A 20,750-nucleotide genomic window follows, 5' to 3' on the forward strand; every position below is an offset into this window, starting at 1 on the left:
CATGAACGACACCTATTATTTTGTCCGTCACGCACACTCAACCTATACACCTAACGAATGGACTCGCCCTTTGTCACAAAAGGGACTCGCTTCCCTCTCACAATTAAAAATATTAGAGAATAAGCCAATCTCTGCTATTTATTCCAGTCCTTACCAACGAGCAATTGAAACGATTGAGCCTTTGGCACTAACTTTTGGACTTCCGATTCAACTGGATAAGCGATTGATTGAACGAAAGCTAAGCAGTCAGCCGGTTTCCGACCAAACATTTGAAACTACACTCAAGCAACTTTGGCAAAATCCTGACAGTTCTCTTCCGAGCGGCGAATCAAATCTCATAGCTCAAAATCGAGCTCTATCATTTCTACAAGAATTAGAAGAAAATCACCAAGATGAACACATCATCAGTTCTCACGGCAATCTGATTTGTATCCTGCTCAGCTATTTTGATGGACAAATCCATTATGATTTTTGGAAACAACTGTCCATGCCCGCTATTTTGATATTAAAAGATGAAAAAGTATACTTGCAGTAAGATTTGAATTAACTTTATCTATCAGTCACAAATGATTTTTTCACTAGTGAAACTCCTAAACTATTCCTATTTAGTTTAGGAATTTTTATTTGACAAATGATTTTCCAAATCACTTCAAGCTCTTATACAGTTTCTTTCGCGTTCGTTTCTTCCATGAAAATGGTTCTTGCTCTCCTTTGGGCCACTCTTGATTCTCAAAACCGCTCCCCCCAAAACTCGTAACTGAATTTTTGGATAAGTTCCGAATGTAAGCCTTGGTTCTGTCTCGAATAAAGTCTTGCGGTGACTCACCATTTAATCGTAATAAGTTCGTATGAGGTTGCCAGATAAAGTAATAAAAATCCCCTGTCTCCACCGACCGATAACATAAATAATGAACTCCTTGCTTAACCACCCAACTATCTACCAAATACAACAATCGTTGCCGATACAACATTTTCCTTCCTTCAAATATCTTCAAAGATGTCGTTGAATAATAAATCGTTTCATGTTCTGTTTTCCGGACGAGAAGATAACTCCCTATCGGAGAATCCGTTGAATCCGTCGGAAAAATATAGAAAAAGACAATCGGCAAGAGGAAAAACAAAGTTGGATATAAGATAAAGACTGAAAACGCACGCCGTATCTCATGCCAAAAACTCCGTTTGAACAAAAATGTTAACATACGAGACAAATTCACAGAAGTTACCACTAAAGTCAATACTGAAATCACACGAACTCTCAGCAACTTCCACACACGTTCCATATACTTTCTAAGAGAATGAAGCAACCTATTTCTCTGATACAAGCAATACCGCTTCAAATGATTTCCATAAAGTATGACTTTCCATATAAAGGATCAACCAAGCCAAAAACTTCTCTAACGCTAAGACCGTCCCATAATAAAAAGAAAAAATCTTCAACCCGTCTGGAACACTTTCCAGAAAATAAAAATAAAATCCTATCAATGTCCGAATGATAAAAGTCAACGACAACACAATCACCATTAAATAACTGACAAAGTAAAAACCACAAACTTTCTTATCAACATAATGCGTCACCAAGATATATACATACACCGCCAACACAGCAAACAATAACTGAAAATAAGGAATCCGATAGACCAACATATAGTATAAATTAGATACTGTATTGATAACCTCATTCGTATCATCCTGAGCAAAATAAACCATAATCCTTGTCATCAATAAAGGAAAAGTAACATAGACACTATAGCGATAAAGAAAATCATACTTGTGCAGACGCTTGCCTTTCTCATCTCTCGCTTGATAATAATGCATGCGATTCAAAAACAAATAAACTGGCAACGTAAAGTAGAATAAACCATTCATCACTCTCCGTCCAAAAGCATTTGTTTCTGACATCGAAACATGCTCATCAATCGGTCGAAAATCTGTCTCTCGAATCTCGCGAAACAACCTTTTGTCTACAACCAAACAATAAACCAAATAGAAATAATAATATGAACTAATCGTTATCCACAAAAGATGTTCTTAGTCCATACAATCCCTCCCACATGCTTTCATTTTAAGATAAATATAGTTATACCTGTTTTCAAACCATTTGTCTATATATTTTTGTCTCTTTTTGAGCATCAAAAAAAGCACGCAAATGAGACACTTTCCTAAAATGCGAAAGCTTCATTCGTGTGCTAGGGTTAGGTGGGAAAATAGAATAAAGTTAAACCAAGAAAATAATGAAAATTAATTGACTCTATCTTAGAATTCTTTCTCCACTACTTCCAAAGCTCGTTCAATAACCACATGCATATCATAATATTTGTAATCGGCTAAACGCCCACAAAAGATAACATTATCGTTCTTTTTTGCTTCTTCTAAATACTTATTATAGATAGCATTGTTTTTCTCATCATTGATTGGATAATATGGCTCATCTCCACGCTTCCAATTAGCTGGATATTCTCGCGTGATAACTGTTTTTTCTTGTGTTCCATATTCAAAATGTTTGTGTTCAATGATACGAGTATAAGGAATTTCACGCTCTGTATAATTGATGACTGCATTACCTTGATGATTTTCTTCATCTAAAACTTCATGCTCAAAACGAAGACTACGATATTCCAATTCACCGTGCTTATAATCAAAATATTGGTCGATCATACCTGTAAAGACAATCTTATCAGCAGATGCTTCCAACTCTTTGCGATTGACAAAAAAATCCACTCCAAGCTCAACTTCAACACCTTCAAGCATATTTTCAATGATAACATTATAACCACCGATTGGAATTCCTTGATAACGGTCGTTGAAGTAATTATTATCAAAAGTTAAACGTATTGGTAAACGTTTAATGATAAATGGTGGTAATTCTGTCGCAGAACGTCCCCATTGCTTTTCAGTATAGCCTTTAATCAACTTTTCGTAAACATCAGGACCAATCAATTTAATCGCTTGCTCTTCCAAATTTTGCGGTTCAACATTTTGTAAATCTTTAGTCTGATCTGCAATTTTATCCTTAACTTCTTGAGGTGTTTTCGTTCCCCAAAGAGCATAAAAGGTATTCATATTGAAAGGTAAATTGTACAATTTACCTTTATAGTTAGCAACAGGAGAATTAATATAATTGTTAAACTCTGCAAATTGATTTATATAATCCCAAACTCGTTTATTTGAAGTATGAAAAATATGCGCACCATACTTATGAACATTGATGCCTTCAATATTTTCACAATAAATATTCCCACCGATGTGATCTCGCTTATCAATCACCTTTACTTTTTTACCACGCTTGGTTGCCTCATAAGCAAAAATTGCTCCAGATAAACCAGCACCAACAATTAGATAATCGTACATGATAACTCCTATTTTTTCAAAAATTGTTCTTTTAATTCTTTTATATTAACAACTCGGAACACTAATGTAAAACTTATATAAAAGACAGCCCCTAATATACCATAAATTCCAACATTCACAACAGACGAAAATTTTAGTAATGGTTGCAATAATAATAATAAAATTATATACATCAAGCTTGAGGACAAGATGATTTTTAGCATTGATGATAAAATCGGTACTTCTTTGAGGTATGAACGAGTATAGTAATATTGAATAACCCAAACGAGTGCCTCTGTCAGAACCGATGTAATTGATGCTCCAACAAATCCCAAAGAAGGAATTAAAAGTAAGTTTAATCCAACGCTTACAAAAGCAGGAATTGTAGTTGATAACATAAACTCTCGATTTTTATTATGAGGTATTAAAATCTGAATTCCCATAATATTTGTCCAACCAATAAAGAACATCCGTGTAATCATAATATCAATAGCCACTCGTGCTTCTTGAAAGTCCTTCCCTAAAAAGAAATTAACAAAGTCTTTATTTACAATTAACATCCCTGCAATAATTGGGAAAATAATCAAATTATAAATCAAGAAAGACATCTCATGCATTTTATTAACGGCTTTATAATCACCTGAAGACAGCAAACTTGAAACACGAGGAAGCATCACACTGCCAAGAGAAGTTACAATTGTTAGTAATATATTTATGATTTTTAAGGCTTGATCATAAATTCCCACATCCTTAGTTGAAGATAAAGCGCCTAACATAGTTCGATCTAGCGTCACATATAGCGAGATGGCAATTTGAGGTAAAAACAACAGAATAACTGGTTTTAAATGTTCTTTTGCATGTACAACATCGAAATGTGGTTTCCCAATAAATTCCTTCGCTGGCAACCACATACTGAGCTGACCAAGTAGTTCAAATCCTGTCAAAAGAAAAACATATAAATATAAATCATTTGGTATTTTCACAAATAAAAAGATTGACAGAACCCCTAAAAGTTTAACTGTAATATTCCGAATGGTAATCTTGCGAAAATCTTCCAAACCTTGAAAAAGCCAAGAAATATCAAGACCCTTTGACAACAAGCTCAATCCTAAAATGTAAGCAACAGGGTTCTGCATACCTGGAACACTCCAACAAAGAAGAAGATAAAGAATTATAGAAATAAATGCTGCAGCTACTTGCAAACTATATATTCCCCAGAAAGTCAGCTGAATATTCTTTCGATTTGCAGAAACCTCTTTCGTACCATAATTCGCCACTCCTAAAGTCGCTAGTAAGATGAAGTAGGTCACAATTGAATTAAAATAACCGTAAGTTCCTAAATCCTCAGACGAGAAAATCCGTGTTACATATGGAGTAGTCAGTATCGGGAGGATGATGACCAGTAACTGATAGGAGAAGTTATAAGCGTAATTTTTTAATATTTTCATGTATTAAGCCTCGAGTTCACTTTCCTTTTTTGGAAAAGTAATTGAAGCAAACATTATATACATAAATATATCATAGGATGGTCGAATCCAAAATGCTTCAATCATACAGTTTACGGATACCAAAGATAAAATTGCCAACAACAAATAATTCCCTTGTTTATATGACTTCCAAGACTGTAGAACATATAAAATAATAAGTATAATTAATGGAAATATGCCATAGGTAAATAGCATTTGTATATAAGAAGAGTCCACATAATTATAACTGTAAACCGATTCTGTCGAACCTCCATATCCAATAAACTGAATCCCTTTTGTTCCAAATAAATGTAAATCATATTTTGATAGAGCTTCTTTACCTAAATGCAGTCTCATACTCATTAAATTATTCACCAATACATAAAATGGACTTGCCCAAGTAAACCGCGAACTTAAATAATACATTAATGAAGATAAAATTGGAACAGAAAAGGGTAAAATAGCATAAACTTTCAGCTTCGTAGTCTTCATATAATAAAAAAATAAAAAGATTAATGTAGCAATAAAAATAGAGAGAGCATTTAAACGAGCATCACAATATTTAAGAACAAAATAAGAAAGAAGAAGACCTATAATACTACGTATCCATATTATTTTATCTTTTAACAAATAAGAAATAGCTAGAAAAAGATAAAAACAATGAGAAGCAAAGTCTGTTGGATAAATAAAACCAAATGAATTTCGTACAACAGTTCCTGATAAGCGCTCTTGGACAAATTGTAAATTGGGAATTATACCAAGAAAAGATAAAAATACAACCAGTAAAACAATACTTCCTACAAAAATAACATATATTTTTAAAATACTCTCAATCTTTGCATTCAAAAGTAAGACAATTAATAGCGAGTAAAGTAAAAAATCAGCTTTTCCTGTGGAACAATAGACCTCTATTCCAGAAAACAATAATATCGGCGCAATGATGATATAATACAAAGGTATGTTCTTTATAAATCTAAAACGAATACATAAAATCAGAACAACAAGAAATAGTAGTCCAATTGGCAATTGTGGTAAAGTTCTATTTAATACTGTTGTATTGAGTGTGTCCCATACTATAACAATAGCTAATACAATCCCTATTAGTAAATTATCAAATTTCACTTTTAACATTTGACCTTTTCCGTCCTCTTAAAAAACTTAATTATTTTAAAAATCTATGTTTGTCATTCTGTTATAAAATCAATCTTATCTAAAAAATATTTTGAAAATTTTAAATGACATCATATCTAATTATTTAATCAAACATTTTAATGCTGTTTTTAAAAAATAACCATCTCTAATTTTTCTCCCAATCTCACTCACATTTTTTATCATAATCTCGTATTCAGCTTCGGTTAATTCTGCAAGTACCTTATTTAGTTCTTGAAGTGACTCAACTGCAATCCCACAGTTGTTTTTTAGAATAAATTGAGATAAAGCAGATCTGTTCCAAACAATTACTGGAAAACCTGCTGCAAGGTATAGAGATGCCTTATGAGAATTGTTGTACTTTAAATAATTACCAAATACTCCACTACATGTTTCTGCGCTATCCCCATCCCATACGAGACCAAAACTTCCTCTGAGAACTGACGGAAGATCATCTGGTAAAAATGAGCCAAAATAAGTTTCATTTGGTAATTTCTGTGTTTCATCAAATCCAACACCATACAAATGATAAGCTGGGGAAGTGGGCAAGTTATAAATATATCCCGCTTTTTTGAAGGATAAATTACCTGCAATAATAATTGGGGAATCTTTTTTCAGACATTCCGGCTTTTTAAAATTTGGAATAAGATAGTCAAAAATTCTTAGACTAACGATTTTATTAGAAGAGATACCTTTATTGACAAGAACTGATTTCATCATATCATTATGAGCAATGATACCATCTACTAAATCTAAAGGTTTACTTTCTAATACCTTAATTCTTATTTTATGTCGAAGTGCTGTATTTCTATCTCTGAAAGTTCTTAATTGTTCCAAATCATGAATTAATAAAAATACTCTACCTCCTTTTTTCTGAACAAACTTTATTAGTGAAGCAAAAAGAAGACTATGATGAATCATAGGAAATTGAATGACTAGACAGTCGCCTTCTGTTATCTGAGAAAAGGTTTGCTTAAGAAGCTTGTACTTATAAACCTGCGCTTGTAATAGGCTCATTTGATGCCAGTTTTCAGATTGTAAATAAAGTGGTTGGTAGCCTTCTAATTGTAAAATCTTATTAACATCATTTCTTGCTTTATTACCTGCATTTTTTATATCGGCGTTCTGTATAAAATTTTCTTGTAAATAGTACTTCATTTTCTCTCCTTTATATCTCAAAATTAGACTCACCTGGAAACGAATTTCAAAATAGTTCACCAACAATTTTGAAATTTCTAACTTTTCGACCAATCTTCTAACTAATATTTATAAAAAAAGTAACCAGGCACTCTTTTTAATATGGTCCTTATGTTATGCATACAAGCATTACTCACTTTCTTATATGGAGTAGATACTTCCACACTATCTATAGTGATATTACTTGCAACAAATTGTTCAAATGTATCAATTTGTTCAAACAATAATAAAATTTGGGAACTATATAGCAGTTTACATCAATCACAATATGTAGTATTTTAAAACAAGATTATTGTAAATTTGATAACTATACTTTGCAGTTGTGTAAACAGGTATATAATCCCCAAAATTTTTTCTAACCATATTATTGTCCCTGTCTATTCTTTATCAAAATTTTTATCTTAGCTGATAATTTCAAAATATGTAATCTATAAAATAAATATTTAATATAATTAGGATACCCTTTTAATTGAAACGGAGAAATCCTATACAATTTCAGCTCTCTTAAGATAGTTTTACAAATTTTACTATCTTCCTTGTTTTCTTCATATAGTTTCATAAGTAAATAGACAAGCCCATTATTATAATATGCTTTAGAGATACGATTGTCATCATCTAATACCTTTGTTGATACATGATAAATGTCCTGAAAAAATCGGAACATATCTTTAAACTTTTTATCTGACCAAGTTTTAGTAATTGCATTCTCATTTTTCATAAAATAACAATAATAAATTTGATTAGTATAATACACTTTTTGAGAAACTAAAAGCAACTTATAAATCGTACCTAAGTCTTCATAATATGCATTTTTAGGGAATTCAATATTATTAACCACAAATAATTCTTTCCGATACAATTTATCCGTAGAGAAACTAGTAATTTCTTGAGACCTTAACATACTTTCTAAAGATTCATGTCCTATAAATAGATGCTCCTTGAATAAATATTCTCTTCTAATATCCGCTTTTGTATAAACTTTTTGAACTCCAAACTGAATAATATCGTACTTAGAAGATAAAATAATATCTTTCATATCATTAAACATAGTCTTAATAATCCAATCATCTGAATCTAAGAAAAAAATGTATTTGCCTTTTGCATGTTGAACACCAACATTACGCGCATCAGAAAGCCCACCATTTTCCTTATGTATAACTGATATATGTTCAAATCGTTGAGCATATTCATCACAAATTATTGGTGAAGAATCAGTGCTACCATCATCAACCAAAATAATCTCATAAGAATCATAATCTTGAATTAACACACTCTCAATACAACGACTTAAATAATTTTCAACTTGATACACTGGTATAATTACACTAAGATGGATTTCCATATATTTATTTCCTTATAATTATTTCTAATTTAAAACATTCACACTAATAAGAGTAATTTTTCAAAAGACAATCTATCTATTCATTTTCATATATCGAGTTTATTATATATCCTTTTGTAGCATTAGATTTTGGGATTATCTTCCCCGGATTACCTAACACTATGCTATTATCTGGCACATCAAAATTAACAAACGCACCCGGCGCTATCAACACATTGTTTCCAATATTAATTTTACCAACAACAATAGCATTTGTTCCAATCCATACAGAATTTCCAATAGTTGGAGTGCCTTCCCTAGCTCCTCTACTTTGAGAGCCAATTAAAACACCATTTAACAGAGTTACATTTTCTCCAATAATTACATTAGGATTTATAACGATATTACCAATATGTTCAATTCTTAAACCTTTCCCAATTCTTACTCTTGCTGGAATATCCATCATATATTTTATTTTATATCTCTCATATAAAAAACGAAAAATATAAAATAAAAATCGGAAATTTAATCTATATGCCTCACATTTTCTTTTAAAAAATAGGAATCTGTACTGTGGTAAATACCATAAAAATTTTCTGTCTCCCCATCTATATTTGTCAGCCTTTAATTTTTCATCTCTCATATAGTTTTCCCTTTCAATAACTCAATATATATATAAGAAAAATTTTTGACATAGCTCTCCAAAGAAAACATCTCTTTCTGACGTTTCATCGAAGCTTGTCCAAATTCGCTGATTTTTTCTGGATTATCTATTAAATTCTGAATAAGTCGAGATAAAGCTTCAGAATCATTTGGCTTCGCTAACAAACCATTGATATCCTCTTCTACCATTTCACAAACACCACCATGTCGATAGCCTACAATCGGCTTTCCACATGCCATTGCTTCTAGCACTACTGTTGGTAGCGGATCTGGATTGGTACTTGGAAGCACAAAAATGTCAAACATATTATATAGCTCATTCGTATTAGCGTAATAATCAATACGCTTAATTTGTTCAGCTACTGGTAAGGAAGCAATTCTTGCATCCAACTCTTGCACGCGCCATTCTTCACCCTCAAACGCACTCCCTGCTAGGAAAGCTACTATGTTAGAGTTACGTTTCAAAATCGGAATTACTGCATCTAAAAAATCATTCTGACCTTTCCATGCATTCACGCGTCCTATCATTCCAATAACCATGGAAGTCTGATCAATCCCAAATTGTTCCCGAATAGACTGATTATCTTTTGGATAATAAGTAGCATTATCCACTCCATTGTAAATGACAGAAATTTGCTCTTTATTCACAAAACGAGATGTCAATACATGATTTGCAACTGCTTTTGAAACTGTGATAATTTTATCAGCATATCGTCCCATTAGCATATTAATAAAATCAGAAACAAATTTGGGTCTAACAATGATTTCATGAACATGCCATAAAAGAGGCAACTTCAACTTCCGTTTGAGGTAAATTCCTTCCAAAACAGCCGTTGTGTTATTATGGACAAGGTTAATCTGATGTTGTTTCGCATAAGTGGCAATCCTTTTAGCATAGCGATGATAGGAGCGGATATAGTCAATCATCCCTTTGGGATTAAAATATTTCCGTCGAAGAATAGGATATTCTATCACTTCAACTTTAGCACCTACTTGACGCAAAGCTTCAACTAAAACACCTTTGTTTGGTAAAATCACATGTGCTTCAAATTCTTGCTTATCCAGTCCTTTAATTAACTCTAATAAGACCTTATCTGCTCCATACATTTCTGCACCAGCATGTAAGTATAAAATCCTCTTCATTACCTATCCTTTAAACACCTTTTCATACTCACTAACAATCTTCTCCCAAGTAAAAGATTGATTGATTCGTCGGCTTGATTGGTGATCTAATTTTTCGATTGCTATCTCATCCAACTGCTCTGCTTTATCAATAATCTGAGCTAGTTCATCCTTCTTCCAATACATTGCCCCATCTTCTCCGACCTCACGATTAAATCCGACATCAAGTAAGAGGTTTAGTTTCGTAGAAGCTAATGCCTCTAAAAGAGAGGGATTAGTCCCACCAACTTCATGACCATGAAGGTAAGCAAAAGCATGCTCACGGATATACTTGAGCAACTCTTGGTCATAAACCGTCCCAACAAACTTGACACGTGGGTCTTTATCAAAACCAGTCTCTTGACGCAGTTTCTCATAAAACTTATTTTGCTCAACATTGGTAATCAAGACAAAATCTTTCTTAGAGCTAGACTTCATAAAGCCACGAATCATGGCTTCATAATTATTTTCAGGGACAAAGCGACCAACTACAAGATAATATTCATTCTCACGGATATTCTTTTCTCCATACCAAGATCGCACTTTTTCATCTGAGGATGTCAGTTGTGATCTAGTTGTATCAGTCCCATAAGCAATATAAGTTGTATTTGGTTGATAACGAGTATAATCCGTTTGGATATACTTTTCGATATTCTTACTATCACAAATCAAAAGGTCTGCGTGCTTCACCATAAGTCGTTCGGAATATTTCCAATATTTACGAACAGGCAAGCTCCATTTAGCTCGTAGCCACTCATGTCCATCTGGATTAACCATCAAAGTGCCCCCAAGAGCTTTGATTTTTCTTTTTATAGTTGAAATAAATGGACCAATTCGGCAAGCTAGAATATAAAATATAGGTGCTTCGTCCTTGTTTTTCTTTGCTATTTCAATTGCCTTGTTGAGAGCAACAATATCATAAGCGATTGCACGAGCCGGTCCAATATTCGGAACATCAATGTTAAAGCATGTGGCACCATTATGTTCAAAAACATCCTCTGTGATTCCAGACTTAGCTGAGTTTTCACGCATACAAGCGACATAATATTGAATGTCTTTATCCTTTTGAAACTCTGTTAATTTCTCTACAAAAGTTTCAAAACCGCCATATTTAGCTGGTATTCCTTTAGAACCGATAATATAAACTGTTTTTCCCATTCTCTCTTCCATCATAAATAGAGAGGAGGAAGTAAGACTACTTCGCTCCGTCTTTCATTAGTACAACTTTAATTGTTTTGAGTAAGATTTTAATATCTGACCATATGGTCCAACCGTCAATATAAGCAACATCCAGCTTGACGACTTCGTTAAAGTCCGTGATGCTACTGCGGCCGCTGATTTGCCATAAGCCAGTAATTCCTGGTTTAAAGCTCAACCTCCGCTTTTGCTCTGGTGTGTATTGCTCATATTCGTCTTTAGTTGGTGGTCGTGTTCCGACAAGACTCATATCGCCTTTAAGGACATTATAAAACTGCGGTAGTTCATCTAGACTGGTTTTCCGAATGAATTTTCCAATAGGCGTAATCCGTGGGTCATCATCCATTTTGAACATCCCGCCACTCATGGTATTATGTGCCATCAGCTCTTTTTTGCGCTCCTCGGCATCTACGTACATAGAGCGAAATTTGTAAAATTTAAAAATCCGACCGTTCTTTCCAACACGTTCTTGAACAAAAATTGCTGGTCCACCATCTTTACGAATCATTGGAACTAGGAAAAGCGCTGCAATTCCACATATAAGAAGTCCAAAGAGAGAACCAATGACATCCAAAACTCTTTTGGCAATGATGTGGCTATAATTGTAGAAATTTGTTGAAAAAGTGACCACGCTAAAGCCAGCAATTTCTTGAAGCTTCTTCTCACCAATTTGAAAATCCAAGGTGTTAATATTCACATTAACGGTGATTCCCATATTCTCAAACTGAATAACCAAATTTTCAATGGAATAGTAATCGCTCGGCAAGCTAATAAAAACTTCATCTACAACAGAGCGAGTTGCAAATTCAATGAGGCGTTCTTTTGGTATCGTTTGAATTGTCGGATGTTGGTAATGCGAGTTATCAAATACTGAGATAGCCACTATACATTCATTAAATGTGCGCGCTTCGGTTAATTGTTTTAAAATTCTGTCTAGACGATTAGAAACCGTAATGATGAGTACTTTTTTACTGCTTTTTAATCTTGGATGTACTCGTGCATAATATTGCTTGATTGATAGATTAATGCAATAAACACCCAAAGCATTCAACAAGATAAAAAAGATGAGATTGCTACGGGATAATGAAAAGTTGCCTCCCAGCATAAAAGAAGAGAATGTGATAATGACTGCATAAAAAGCACTGTATTTCAGTGTCTCGGTAAATTCAATTAAATAGCCACGTTGAAAAAAATGATAGTTATAATTGCTAATATAAAAAGCAACAATATGTAGCAACATTAACATCACAATATCTTTATTAGTTAGACTAAAGTTTGAAATTAAATTTATGATTGTAATCACAACAAAAACTGCAACTAGTTGAATAAAAGCAATTTCTGTTTTTTGAAACTCATTTCTATTTTCAAACATCCCTACTCCTAAATGCTAATCTCTACTTTTTCTTTCCGTAATTTCCGTAATTGCCATAATTTCCATAGGAGCCATATTTTTCTAACTGTGTATCATATTTATTTAGAATAACTCCCAAAAATGGTGTTCCGGTTTGCTCTAATTGTTCTTTTGCCTTTTGCAATGTTTTCCGTTTTACATTTCCTGACTCAACGACTAAAACGCTAGCATCACATTTTTGAGCAATGATAGCCGCATCAATGACCAGTCCAATCGGTGGGGTATCAACAACGATATAATCATAATGGTTTCTGAGAATATCAATCATGATACCAAAGTTTTTACTTTGCAATAAAGCTGTTGGATTGGGGGAGACTTGTCCAGCTTCAATCACAAATAGATTGTCAATATTTGTTTCGCATAAACCATTGGACAAATCTGTCGCACCAGCTAGATAATCTGTTAAACCTGTGATTTTATCACGCGTTTTAAAAATCCCTGACATGACAGAGTTACGAATATCTGCGTCAATTAGTAAAGTATTATAGCCTGAACGCGCAAAAGCAATGGCTAGATTTGTAGAAGTCGTTGACTTCCCTTCACCAGACTGTACAGAAGTGACAGCAATGACCTTAATATTATCCCCACTAAGTTGAATATTGGTTCTTAAGGCATTGTAGTATTCTTCTGTTTTCTTTATTGTTTTTTCTTTATTTTTAGCTAATTCTAAACTCGGCATTGTTTTCCCCTCTTATAGTTTATTCATATTTGGCACAACTCCAAGAAGAGTAATTCCCAGCGCTTCTTCCACATCTTCTGGCTTTTTCACTCGGTCATCTAACACTTCAACGACGAGAATCACAACTGAGATCAAAACTCCGCCTGCAAGGAAACCAATCAAGGTATTGCGTCTAATATTTGGTGAAGAAGGGGAGTTTGGTACTTCTGCCTCTTCTAACGTTGTTACATCGGATACTTTGGTAACAGCAATAATTTTTTCAGCTGCAACTTGGCGTAAACTATTAGCAATACGCGCAGCTTCTTTGGCATCCCCATCTGAAACAGCAATAGACACAATACGCGTATCCGTTGGGACGGTGACATTGATTTTTTTAGCTAATGCGCTTGGTTGTACATTTAACTTCAAGTCATCAATCACTTTTGCTAACACATCTTGAGATAAAATGATTTCTTTGTAGTCTTTTACCAAGTATGTTCCAGCTTGAAGGTCTTGATTGGTAAGAGTAGAGTTTTCATTGGCTTGTCGATTTACAACGTAAATACGAGTTGTACTAGTATAATTCGGTTTTATAATAAAGGTACTATAGCCTAAAGCAACAATAGCCATTGCAAAAGCGGTCACAATGATGAGAAATTTTCGTCTCCACAGGGTCTTAACTAATGATAGAACATCAATTTCCACCGTCTGATTATCTTGATTTTTCATTTCTTCTCCTAAATTAATTCGTCTTTTAATAATATTTCTTGATTTTCGCGAAATAGTGCATCAGCATATGCTTTGCCATACTTTTTAGAGATGATTTGGTACGCTTCTTGCATATAAGGAGGTCGTGGACCTAAATTGTGCATATCACTCGCCACAAAGTGCACTAAATCCTGTTCCATAAAGAATTGTGCCCGCTTCTTCATGAATTTATATTTTTCACCAAATAACTTCGGTTTGAGGACGCTGGAGCTGTTGATTTGCATATAACAACCCATATTAATCAAATCCTGCACTTTTTTCGTTTCATTCTCCAAGCAATGATAACGCTCAATGTGGGCCACAACGGGGGTAATTCCTAAACGGAGCACATTGTTTAAAGCGCTGTGGATTTCTCTGTACGGAGTTGTCATACTAAATTCAATTAAAGCATAACTCGTTCCACCTAAAGTTGGGATGATTTTCTTATCGAGTTTTTCTAAAATATCGCTGGTATAATAAATTTCAGCCCCATACAAAATAGTGAGATCGTCTGCTACTTCTTTAGCGATTTGCTGAACCTCATGAAAGTTTGCCGCGATTTTTTCTTCAGGAGTTTCAAACATTCCCTTTCTACGATGAGACGTTGAAATAATCGTTCGAACTCCTTGGCGATAACTTTCTGTCAAAAGCTCTCGCGTATCCTGACGTGTCTTGGGACCGTCATCCACATCAAACACAATGTGCGAATGAATATCGATCAATCTTATTTTCCTTCCATTACTTTCTGAATTGCCACTTTGGCTGCATTCAAGCTATCTTGATTTAACTCCATCATGTAAAGATTGGCATCTGGCATGGCATAAGACGGAAGTCCCGTACGACCTTCTCCCGTAACTGCCTGAGAAGTCACGGTATAACTACCACCAGATTCCAGTTGCGTGTTGATTAGGCTCATCATGGTTTCAAGACTCATATTGGTTTGAACTGAATCTTGTAGTCCTGAAATAATAGCATTGTAATTCTTCAAAGCGCGTGTTGAAGTCAATTTTTTAATAATAGCCGCAATGACCTTTTCTTGGTTTTTACCACGGTCATTATCACCACCACTCAATGAATATCGTTCTCGCACAAAGCCTAGAGCTTGCTCAGAATTTAGATGAACATCTCCTACGCCAAAATGATAATTCCCGTGCAAACTTGTAAATTCTTGGTCATTATAAACATCAATTCCACCTAGCAAGTCCACCAATTTGAGGAAAGAAGTGAAATTAAGTCGGATGTAATAGTTAGTTTTGATGCCGTAGAGATTTTCCAATGTGTGAATGGACGCTTCCACACCATAAATACCAGCGTGCGTCAATTTATCGTTTTGATTGTTGCCGCCATCAGCAATCGGTACGTAAGCATCACGCGGTGTTGTTGTTAACAACACTTTTTTCGTCTTGCGATTCACCGTCATGATGATATTTACATCCGAGCGAGATACAGACGAAATAGGACCATAGGTGTCAATACCACTGACATAAATATTGAATACATCAGTATTTGTCGCTGGTGATTGAGCATTATCTATTTTCTTACTAATCTTGTAGGTATAGATTTTCTTAATTTTTGAAGCGTAATCTGGATATTCATTTTCGATGACACTTTCAAAAACGCTATTTAACACCATAGCCTTCGCTTCACCATTCATCAAAGACTTATAAGCCACTAGATAAGACGAAGACTGATTAACCGTTAGATTGACTTTCTTGGTTTGCGCTAAGTTATCTGTCAATGCTTCAATATTTTTTCCGTCATTCGCTGTCGGAGCGAGGATATTTTTGACCTGACTAATATCTTTGATATCGCTATTTTTCGGTACTACCACACTCATTTCATATTCAGAGTAGTTGGAAGTTGCATTTAGCCCATTAGACAAATCTAGCACTTCTTTAACCGCATACATCGCACCTGAACTTGCCAGAATCGCTAAAATCAGTATAATCCTCGTTGTGACACGCGCTTTGTTTTTAAAAATTAAAAAGCCAGTCCCTAGTGCTACAACTGCTAGCAAGATTGATACCAAAACATTCATGTACCGAAAGGCTAAAATGTTATATCGGAACATTGAAAAAATCAACAATGCTGCTAACAATGCAAAGATGACTAGTAAAGCAATATTTAAGATCCGATTGCTTTTCTTCTTAGAAGAGCGCGATCTTTTTTTGGCCATTTGAAACTCCTATGCAAAAATATCCATTTTATTATCCCTATTATAGCATAAAATAACTGAAAGTTAAACATTCTTTAAGAATTACAAAAACTTTAAATGATAAATGCGTTTTCAATGCAGTTCTTCGCTATTACATTCCAAACAACAAAAAAGCAGGAACATTCAGTCCTGCCTTGGTTCAAATTTATTCTGTTTTATCTCGATTAACTTGTTCAAAACTTTCTGTGCCATCATTCAGTCTATCCCAAATGATCACTTTCCCAGCTTTGAGAGACTTTTGCACATCAATGATTCGTTGATTAGAAGAACCGCGAAATTGCAGCATGAGATTTTTCTTGGCTTTGTCAAACCGTCCATCAACAAGGATATCAATAAGACTCAGCAGTTCCAGCTTATCGGGTGTTTCCAACATCATTTCTTCCCATGTGTAGCCCGTCCAAGACCAAATATCTTTATCTGGCAATTCCTTACGAATCCGCTTAACCAAGGGAATAAGAATACCTGTATTGAGAAAAGGTTCTCCTCCAAGCAAGGTCAACCCTTGAACATAAGGCTCTGACAGATCTTTCATGATTTGCTCTTCCAGCTCCTGCGTATAAGGAATCCCTGCATTAAAAGACCAGGTTGCTACATTGTAGCAGCCCTCGCAATGGAACATGCAGCCGCTGACATAGAGGGAATTACGCACCCCTTCGCCATCTACAAAATTAAAGGCTTTATAGTCAATAATACGCCCCTTGCTTAACTCTTCACTTTTCCACTCACCTGGCTTCGGTGTATTCCATGTCATTTTTCTACTCCAAATCTATCCAATAGCGCTCTTTCCCAGCTCGTACATCTTCCAACACTCCACCATTGGCCAAAATCACTGCTCGACTAGCAGCATTATCCATATCGCAAGTAATCAGAACGGGAGAGAGCGCTAATTTTTTGGCTTCAAGTAAAGCCAAGGCTAATTGTTGTTTACCATACCCTTTCCCCCGCTCACTAGGCCGAATGCCATAGCCAATATGCCCGCCCAACTCTAAGTAAAAATCATTTAGTGTCATACGAAGCCCTAAAAAACCTAATGCACGATCATCTGCAAAGGAAGCAAACAGAATAGCTGGAACACGCCCTTCTTTCAAATTCAGTCCTGCCTCTTGATCACGATTGATTCGCAACCAATCTTCGTAATTTTCTGCACATGCCCAAGTGCTTTCTACACCGCCATTCATGAGAAGCCCCTGCTCTTTGTATTCTGCAATCATTTCAAGTATCGCTTCTTTATCTGCCAATTCTGGTCTTCGTAATTCCATAAATTACTCCTAATTCAAATCTATCCAATAGCGTTCGATGCCCTGTCGGATGTCTTCTAATATGCCCCCGTTTTTTAAAATAACTGCCCTACTAGCAGAATTGTCCTCCGCACAAGTAACTAGCACTCGGTGGATATTCTTTGAAGCAGCGACAAGAAGCCCTTCTTTCAACATAGCGGTCGCATAGCCTTTCCCCTGCATAGTTGGACGAATGCTATAACCAATATGACCGCCATGTCCGCGTAAATGTTCATTCAGACGCAAGCGTAAATTTAGAAAGCCAACAGCCTGTCCTTTATCAAAGGCAACAAACTGTATAGCCGGCACCCATGTATTAGGAATATTGAGACCCATTTCCGCATCTTGGTTTCCAGCAATCCAATCTTCATAAACGAAATTTTCCTTGTCCCAAAAACCGCCATCGTGTGCAGCATTCGACCTTTCAAATTCTAGTATGAGGTCTATCACCGCCTCTTTATCTTCTAATCCTGGTCGTCTTAATTCCATTTTTCTCACCTTGATAGAAAGAGAGTGAGACTAGCTTCATGCAAACCTCACTCTTTCTCCTATTTTTTCTTTGTTTTTTGTAAGAATTGTTCTCGCAAATTTGCAACACGATCTTTTTTATTGACTCCGCCTTTGGAATGCTTTTCATGATAGCGTGCCACCTGCGCTTTGCCCTTATCATCTAATTGATATTTTCCCATTAGAATTCCTACTTTTCTACATGATGCCCTTCAAACTTAATCGTTGAGCCATTCATATGTTTAACACGAGCTGAAATTTCCTTGTGGCGACCATTCACCATTGGACGAGCTTGAGGGTTACCAAGATAACCACAAGTCCGCTTGACAACATCAACTGTCTTTGGATCGCTATTGCCACAGTTTGGACAAGTAAATCCGCGCTCTGTTGGTGTGAAATCCCCTTCAAAATCGCATTTGTAGCAATGGTCAATCGGCGTATTGGTTCCTAGATAGCCCACACGGTCATAAGCGTAGTCCCAAACAGCTTCAAGCGCCTTTGGATTCTGTTGCAAAACAGGGTATTCACAATAGTGGATAAAGCCTCCCGACGCACCCGCTGCTGGGTAATCTTTTTCAAAGTCTAACTTTTCAAATGGTGTTGGATTCTTACGGACATCATAGTGGAAACTATTGGTGTAGTATTCCTTATCTGTAATATCTTTCACAAGACCAAATTTTTCTGTATCCAAACGACAGAAACGGTCGGTCAGACTTTCAGACGGTGTAGAATAAACAGAGAAGTGGTAATCATATTGGTCAGACCATTCTTCTACACGGCGTTTCATTTCACGAACAATGTCTACTGTAAATTTCTTGGCTTCTGGATTATGTTCCCACTCACCACCATAAAAGACAGTCGCTACTTCATACAGGCCAATATAGCCGAGAGAAACCGTAGCTCTACGATGTTTAAAGAGTTGATCCACCTTATCATATTTGCCAAGACGTTTTCCAAAAGCACCGTATTGATAAAGAATAGGAGCATTGGCTGGTGTTGCTTCTTTTGTACGTTCCACACGATAGACAAGGGCATCTTCAGCGATGTTCATCCGTTCATTGAAGATTTCCCAGAATTTATCCATATTACCTTCAGATTCGAGGGCAATTCTTGGAAGGTTGACAGTTACAACCCCAAGATTCATACGACCAGAATTGACTTCTTGACCATTTTCATCTTTCCAACCTTGTAAGAAAGAACGACAACCCATTGGAACTTTGAAAGAACCTGTTAATTCCACAATCTTGTCGTAAGACAAGACATCTGGGTACATCCGTTTCGTAGCGCATTCCAAAGCCAGCTGTTTAATGTCGTAGTTTGGACTACCAGGTTCTAAATTCAATCCACGCTTCAACGTGAAAATCAATTTAGGGAAGATAGCTGTACGGTGCTCAGAGCCAAGACCTTTGATGCGGATTTGAAGAATAGCTTTTTGAATTTCACGCTCAAAACGATTGGTTCCAAGTCCAAAACCAAGTGAAGTAAACGGCGTTTGTCCATTTGAGGTAAACAAGGTATTGATTTCATACTCCAAAGATTGCATGGCATCGTAAATATCTTTTTTAGTCTTTGCCCATGCATACTCTTCCTGCTTTTCAGGAAGCACCCATTCACGCGCATCCTTCAAATGTTTTTCATAATTTTTTTCAGCGTAAGGCGCCAAAACTTCATCAATTCGATCAGCAGAGCAGCCACCATATTGGCTAGAAGCTACGTTTGCAATGATTTGAGAAATTTGCGCAGTCGCAGTTTGAATTGACTTCGGACTTTCTACCTCTGCATTTCCAATCTTGAAACCATTTCCCAACATGCCTTTGAAATCAATCAAACAGCAATTTGTCATTGGCGTATATGGACTGTAGTCCAAATCGTGATAGTGAATGTCTCCTTTTTGGTGCGCATTTGCCACATGTGGCGGTAACATTTGCAAACCGATTGATTTTCCAACAATCCCCGCTGTCAAATCTCGTTGAGTATTGAAAACGTCGCTATCTTTGTTTGCATTTTCATTGACAACTGCTTGATCTTTGTTGAGCAATTTGCCAATTGTGAAGTTGATATCTGTTGCTTTTGAGCGCGCAAAATCACGTTGAGTGCGGTAAGTAATATAGCTTTCTGCAATGGCATATTCATTGGCATTCAGTAATTCATGCTCAACGATATTCTGAATTTCATAAATTTTAACGCCCGCAGGAAAACGTGCAATTACTTCTGCTACGATTTTATTGGTAATGCCTTCAAGTTTTGCTTCTAACAACGGAGTCATCGTCGTTACTTCTTGACTGGCTTTAACAAGCGCTTTGTAAATCTTATCTGCGTCAAAAGCCACACGACGACCGTCACGTTTTTCTACATAAATATCAGCAAATCCTTGTACTGTGTCTTCTTTTAATGCAATCATGAGCTCCTCCATTCGTATAAGACATATTATATCACTCCAACAAAAAAAATCAA

At 35.5% G+C, this 20,750-nt stretch carries 21 protein-coding genes; 1 reads left to right on the forward strand and 20 read right to left on the reverse strand.

The window, feature by feature from the left end; translation table 11 throughout:
* Nucleotide 1 precedes the first annotated feature (1 nt).
* Nucleotides 2-535 carry a histidine phosphatase family protein gene (locus tag EL087_RS08605; RefSeq protein WP_126407989.1) on the forward strand — a complete coding sequence of 178 codons (534 nt, stop codon included), beginning with the start codon at nt 2-4 and terminating at the stop codon, nt 533-535.
* Nucleotides 536-644: 109 nt separating this feature from the next.
* Here the strand turns inward: EL087_RS08605 and EL087_RS09435 are convergent, their stop codons facing one another.
* From EL087_RS09435 to nrdD, 20 genes are all read right to left on the reverse strand, one after another.
* Nucleotides 645-1,280 (reverse strand): hypothetical protein, encoded by a 636-nt coding sequence (locus EL087_RS09435; protein ID WP_232008249.1) that lies wholly within the window; start codon nt 1,278-1,280, stop codon nt 645-647.
* Nucleotides 1,281-1,305: 25 nt separating this feature from the next.
* Nucleotides 1,306-1,953: a hypothetical protein gene (locus tag EL087_RS09440; protein WP_232008250.1), complete on the reverse strand. Its 648-nt coding sequence runs from the start codon at nt 1,951-1,953 to the stop codon at nt 1,306-1,308.
* A 300-nt stretch (nt 1,954-2,253) separates the two neighbouring features.
* Complete coding sequence (glf, locus tag EL087_RS08615; protein ID WP_126407991.1) at nt 2,254-3,348, reverse strand: UDP-galactopyranose mutase; 1,095 nt, start codon at nt 3,346-3,348, stop codon at nt 2,254-2,256.
* A gap of 8 nt (nt 3,349-3,356) precedes the next feature.
* Complete coding sequence (locus EL087_RS08620) at nt 3,357-4,775, reverse strand: flippase (protein ID WP_126407993.1); 1,419 nt, start codon at nt 4,773-4,775, stop codon at nt 3,357-3,359.
* Nucleotides 4,776-4,778: 3 nt separating this feature from the next.
* The gene (locus EL087_RS08625) at nt 4,779-5,924 is read right to left on the reverse strand and encodes a polysaccharide polymerase (protein WP_126407995.1); all 1,146 of its coding nucleotides are present in this window, start codon (nt 5,922-5,924) and stop codon (nt 4,779-4,781) included.
* A gap of 120 nt (nt 5,925-6,044) precedes the next feature.
* Nucleotides 6,045-7,100 carry a galactofuranosyltransferase gene (locus EL087_RS08630; protein WP_126407997.1) on the reverse strand — a complete coding sequence of 352 codons (1,056 nt, stop codon included), beginning with the start codon at nt 7,098-7,100 and terminating at the stop codon, nt 6,045-6,047.
* Between the two features lie 403 nt (nt 7,101-7,503).
* Entirely contained in the window at nt 7,504-8,481 is a 978-nt protein-coding gene (locus EL087_RS08635) for a glycosyltransferase (RefSeq protein ID WP_126407999.1), read from the reverse strand.
* Between the two features lie 76 nt (nt 8,482-8,557).
* Nucleotides 8,558-9,103: a serine acetyltransferase gene (locus EL087_RS08640; RefSeq protein WP_126408001.1), complete on the reverse strand. Its 546-nt coding sequence runs from the start codon at nt 9,101-9,103 to the stop codon at nt 8,558-8,560.
* The gene (locus EL087_RS08645) at nt 9,100-10,266 is read right to left on the reverse strand and encodes a glycosyltransferase family 4 protein (protein ID WP_126408003.1); all 1,167 of its coding nucleotides are present in this window, start codon (nt 10,264-10,266) and stop codon (nt 9,100-9,102) included. The genes EL087_RS08640 and EL087_RS08645 overlap by 4 nt, the downstream gene beginning before the upstream one ends.
* A gap of 3 nt (nt 10,267-10,269) precedes the next feature.
* A complete protein-coding gene (gene cps2T, locus EL087_RS08650) occupies nt 10,270-11,442 on the reverse strand; it encodes a beta 1-4 rhamnosyltransferase Cps2T (RefSeq protein WP_126408005.1) in 1,173 nt (390 codons plus the stop codon).
* A gap of 37 nt (nt 11,443-11,479) precedes the next feature.
* A complete protein-coding gene (locus EL087_RS08655; protein ID WP_126408007.1) occupies nt 11,480-12,853 on the reverse strand; it encodes a sugar transferase in 1,374 nt (457 codons plus the stop codon).
* Nucleotides 12,854-12,875: 22 nt separating this feature from the next.
* On the reverse strand, nt 12,876-13,571 hold the full coding sequence (locus EL087_RS08660) for a tyrosine-protein kinase (protein WP_003026604.1): 696 nt from the start codon (nt 13,569-13,571) through the stop codon (nt 12,876-12,878).
* A gap of 12 nt (nt 13,572-13,583) precedes the next feature.
* Nucleotides 13,584-14,279, reverse strand: a complete 696-nt coding sequence (locus EL087_RS08665) for a CspC family polysaccharide chain length determinant protein (protein ID WP_003040547.1) — start codon at nt 14,277-14,279, stop codon at nt 13,584-13,586.
* A gap of 8 nt (nt 14,280-14,287) precedes the next feature.
* Nucleotides 14,288-15,019, reverse strand: coding sequence for a capsular polysaccharide biosynthesis protein Cps4B (gene cps4B / locus EL087_RS08670; protein ID WP_003031248.1), 732 nt, complete (start codon nt 15,017-15,019; stop codon nt 14,288-14,290).
* A 2-nt stretch (nt 15,020-15,021) separates the two neighbouring features.
* Complete coding sequence (locus EL087_RS08675; protein WP_126408009.1) at nt 15,022-16,473, reverse strand: LCP family protein; 1,452 nt, start codon at nt 16,471-16,473, stop codon at nt 15,022-15,024.
* Between the two features lie 184 nt (nt 16,474-16,657).
* Nucleotides 16,658-17,263 carry an anaerobic ribonucleoside-triphosphate reductase activating protein gene (nrdG, locus tag EL087_RS08680; protein WP_106388237.1) on the reverse strand — a complete coding sequence of 202 codons (606 nt, stop codon included), beginning with the start codon at nt 17,261-17,263 and terminating at the stop codon, nt 16,658-16,660.
* Between the two features lie 4 nt (nt 17,264-17,267).
* On the reverse strand, nt 17,268-17,771 hold the full coding sequence (locus tag EL087_RS08685; protein WP_126408011.1) for a GNAT family N-acetyltransferase: 504 nt from the start codon (nt 17,769-17,771) through the stop codon (nt 17,268-17,270).
* 9 nt (nt 17,772-17,780) lie between these two features.
* On the reverse strand, nt 17,781-18,278 hold the full coding sequence (locus EL087_RS08690) for a GNAT family N-acetyltransferase (protein ID WP_126408013.1): 498 nt from the start codon (nt 18,276-18,278) through the stop codon (nt 17,781-17,783).
* 59 nt (nt 18,279-18,337) lie between these two features.
* Nucleotides 18,338-18,478, reverse strand: a complete 141-nt coding sequence (locus EL087_RS08695; protein WP_003027756.1) for a hypothetical protein — start codon at nt 18,476-18,478, stop codon at nt 18,338-18,340.
* A gap of 8 nt (nt 18,479-18,486) precedes the next feature.
* Nucleotides 18,487-20,697, reverse strand: a complete 2,211-nt coding sequence (nrdD, locus tag EL087_RS08700) for an anaerobic ribonucleoside-triphosphate reductase (protein ID WP_126408015.1) — start codon at nt 20,695-20,697, stop codon at nt 18,487-18,489.
* Nucleotides 20,698-20,750: the final 53 nt, after the last annotated feature.

Source organism: Streptococcus milleri (assembly GCF_900636525.1).
In the GTDB taxonomy this organism is placed as follows: Bacteria; Bacillota; Bacilli; order Lactobacillales; family Streptococcaceae; genus Streptococcus; species Streptococcus hominis.